We start from the raw sequence: 3,508 nt of genomic DNA, 5'->3' as shown, positions 1-3,508 counted from the left end.
TTCAGATAAAGACGAGAGACCTTCTATTTTCGTAAAAGTCGATAAAAAGAAACTTCAGAAAATATATTTAGAAGAAATAATGGTGATAGAAAGTCTCAAAGATTATATCAGAATAATTACTCCTACAGCTAAGTATATTATTCATAGAACCTTAAGTAGTTTTACCGATGAACTCCCTGGAGATAATTTTATTAGAATTCATCGTTCTTATACTATCGCTGTAGATAAAGTGAGTGTGGTTGAGGGTAACAGTGTAGAAATTGGTGGTATTAGATATACTATTGGAAGAAGCTATTTGGCAGATGCAAAAAGTAGAATTTTGAATAATTTAACGGATTAGGAAATATACATTGAGCGAACTTTTTAGATTTAAGCAATTTAGTATCAACCAAGACCGCTGTGCCATGAAAATTGGTACTGACGGTGTTTTGCTTGGTGCTTGGACTACTGTGGATGCTAATCCGGAATCTATTCTTGATATTGGTGCTGGCACAGGGGTTATTAGTTTGATGTTGGCACAAAGAAGCCATGCAGAAGTTGTTGATGCCCTAGAAATAGATGCAGATGCCTATGAGCAGTGTGTAGAGAATTTTGAGTTATCACCTTGGGGTGATCGTTTATATTGCTATCATGCCGGTCTAGATGAGTTTGTTGATGAAATTGAGGATCAATATGAGTTGATTGTTTGCAATCCTCCATTTTATTCAGAAACTGTTAGTTCAGGAAACGTACAGCGTGACCAAGCTAGGCAAAATGAGTTTCTTCCTTTTAATGAATTGTTAGAGGGGGTTTCAAAGTTACTAGCTGAAAATGGTGTGTTCAATACTATTATACCTTTTAAAGAAAAAGATGCTTTTGTGAAAATGGCTGCAGATCTGGGTTTGTTTTTAAAGGATTGTATGCATGTAAAAGGAAATTCTGAAGCAGATTTTAAACGTGTGCTATTGGCTTTTTCTCGTAAAGAACAAGATTGTAAAGTGTCTGAATTAATTATTGAAACTGATAGACATCAGTATACCCCTGATTACGTGGAGCTGACTAAAGAATTTTACTTAAAAATGTAACTTTGCCTTAGTAAACTGTTATATTTCTTTAGTTATATTTGATAAAAGCATTGATATGAGACCAGATTTATTTGAAGCGCCAGACTACTATAATTTAGACGATTTACTTTCTGAAGAACATTTACTAGTTCGTGATGCTGCTCGTCAATGGGTGAAAAGAGATGTCTCTCCAATTATTGAGGAATATGCCCAAAAGGCAGAATTTCCTAAGCAGATTATAAAAGGGCTTGCCGAGATTGGTGCTTTTGGTCCGTACATTCCTGAAGAATATGGTGGTGCTGGTTTGGATCAAATAAGTTACGGACTTATTATGCAAGAAATAGAAAGAGGAGATAGTGGTGTTCGTTCTACGGCATCGGTACAGTCTTCTTTGGTGATGTATCCAATCTTTACCTATGGAACAGAAGATCAACGAAAAAAATACTTGCCAAAATTAGCTTCGGGTGAATGGATGGGTTCTTTCGGTTTAACCGAGCCTAACCACGGTTCTAACCCTAGTGGTATGGAAACCAAGTATAAAGATATGGGTGACCATTATTTGTTGAACGGTGCAAAACTTTGGATTTCTAATTCGCCTTTTTGTGATATAGCCGTAGTATGGGCAAAGAATGAAGAAGGTCGTATACATGGCTTAATAGTGGAGCGTGGTATGGAAGGTTTCACAACTCCAGAAACGCATAACAAATGGTCTTTAAGAGCTTCGGCTACGGGGGAGCTGATTTTTGATAATGTTAAAGTGCCTAAAGAGAATCTTTTGCCCAATAAATCAGGATTAGGTGCGCCATTAGGTTGTTTGGATTCTGCAAGATTCGGAATTTCATGGGGAGCCATCGGTGCTGCTATGGACTGTTATGATACCGCATTAAGATATGCTAAGGAACGTGTGCAATTTGGTAAACCGATTGCCGCGACACAATTACAGCAAAAGAAATTGGCAGAAATGATTACCGAAATCACCAAGGCGCAATTGCTAGCATTTCGTTTGGGTCAATTAAAGAATCAAGGTAAGGCTACTTCGGCACAAATATCAATGGCAAAAAGAAACAATGTGGAGATGGCTATAAAAATAGCCCGTGAGGCAAGACAGGTGTTAGGTGGTATGGGTATCACTGGCGAGTATAGCATTATGCGCCATATGATGAATTTAGAAAGTGTAATTACTTATGAAGGTACCCATGATATTCATTTGTTGATTACAGGTGCTGATATTACAGGTATGCCTGCTTTTCAATAAAGTAACAGTTTGGTATAATTGCCTTAACATAGTATAAAGATTGTACATATACCTTTGAACAGCGCGTGTAAGATGTGTGTTTGTTTTTTGGATAAGAGCTTAAGCCGATGGGAGCATCGGCTTTTTTATGCGTTTAATTTAGCTGGCTAGGAATTCTGAAAACCATTTTCCAGATTTTTTAATCGTTCTTTTCAGTGTTTTAAAATCTACATGAACCAGTCCAAATCTTGGGTAGTAGCCTTCTGCCCATTCAAAGTTATCTGTAAAGGTCCAAACGAAATATCCGTGCATATTTAAGCCGTCTTGTTTTGCCTTTAGAACTTGATTTAAATAACGTTGTAAAAAGTGTACCCGTTCATCGTCAGTAATGTTCTCTCCCTCTAATTTATCTTTGAATGCGGCTCCATTTTCGGTAATGATCAATTTCTTTATCTGGGGATAATTACTAAACTTTTCAATCATATTATAAATGCTAGGGGGATATACTTCCCAATCCATCAACGTAGTTTTTACGTTTCGTTTACTCGCTTTTACAATCTTAGCTCGTATGTAGGGCACCAATAAACTGTATTTAACTTTTTCACGAGTATAGTTCTGAATTCCGATAAAATCAAAATCGAACTTACAATTAATCATGTCGTTCGGTTTAATATAAGGTTGTAGTTTTTTTAGGACAGGAGCTTCTTTTACGGGGTAGCCTAACCCAAGTGCTGGCTCAATAAACATACGATTCAATAAGGCGTCTACTTTAACGGCAGTTTTTTTGTCACGGTTATTCTGTCTATATGGTGTAATCTGTGAACATGAAAATGTGGTGCCAATATTAGCGTTGGGCACTAATTTTCGAAGTATTCTACCGCCCTCTGCTTGACAAAGAACAGCGTGATGCGCAGCCGGTATAAAATTTTTGAGCCTTTTTTTACCTGGTGCATGTACACCTAAAAAATATCCGGCACCTGTAAATACCATAGGCTCGTTCAATACCATCCAATTTTTTACTCGGTCGCCAAAAGCATTGGCACATACTTTTGTGAATTCTGAAAACCATTGAATTATTGCTCTATTGGTCCACCCGCCTTTTTCTTCTAATGATTGTGGTAGATCCCAATGATATAACGTTAACCACGGCGTAATTTCTTGCGCTAAGCAAAAGTTGATGACATCATTGTAAAATTGTAGACCTATTTCATTTATTGTTCCTGAACCGTTA

At 37.1% G+C, this 3,508-nt stretch carries 4 protein-coding genes; 3 read left to right on the top strand and 1 reads right to left on the bottom strand.

All coding sequences use genetic code 11. The features are described from left to right. The 3 genes from ABJI11_RS14170 to ABJI11_RS14160 form a co-directional block, all read left to right on the top strand. Positions 1–340, top strand: a 340-nt coding sequence (locus ABJI11_RS14170; protein WP_348353551.1) for a LytTR family DNA-binding domain-containing protein, incomplete at its 5' end; no start/stop codon positions are given. Between the two features lie 64 nt (positions 341–404). After that, on the top strand, positions 405–1,064 hold the full coding sequence (locus ABJI11_RS14165) for a methyltransferase (RefSeq protein ID WP_348353548.1): 660 nt from the start codon (positions 405–407) through the stop codon (positions 1,062–1,064). A gap of 55 nt (positions 1,065–1,119) precedes the next feature. Beyond that, the gene (locus ABJI11_RS14160) at positions 1,120–2,298 is read left to right on the top strand and encodes an acyl-CoA dehydrogenase family protein (protein ID WP_348353545.1); all 1,179 of its coding nucleotides are present in this window, start codon (positions 1,120–1,122) and stop codon (positions 2,296–2,298) included. A 138-nt stretch (positions 2,299–2,436) separates the two neighbouring features. Here the strand turns inward: ABJI11_RS14160 and ABJI11_RS14155 are convergent. Then, positions 2,437–3,508, bottom strand: a 1,072-nt coding sequence (locus tag ABJI11_RS14155; protein WP_348353542.1) for a family 1 glycosylhydrolase, incomplete at its 5' end; no start/stop codon positions are given.

It is taken from the genome of Maribacter sp., assembly GCF_039968975.1.
GTDB lineage: Bacteria > Bacteroidota > Bacteroidia > Flavobacteriales > Flavobacteriaceae > Maribacter.
The sequence above is the reverse complement of the archived record's forward strand: the minus strand, read 5'-3'. Positions and strand labels throughout refer to the sequence as shown.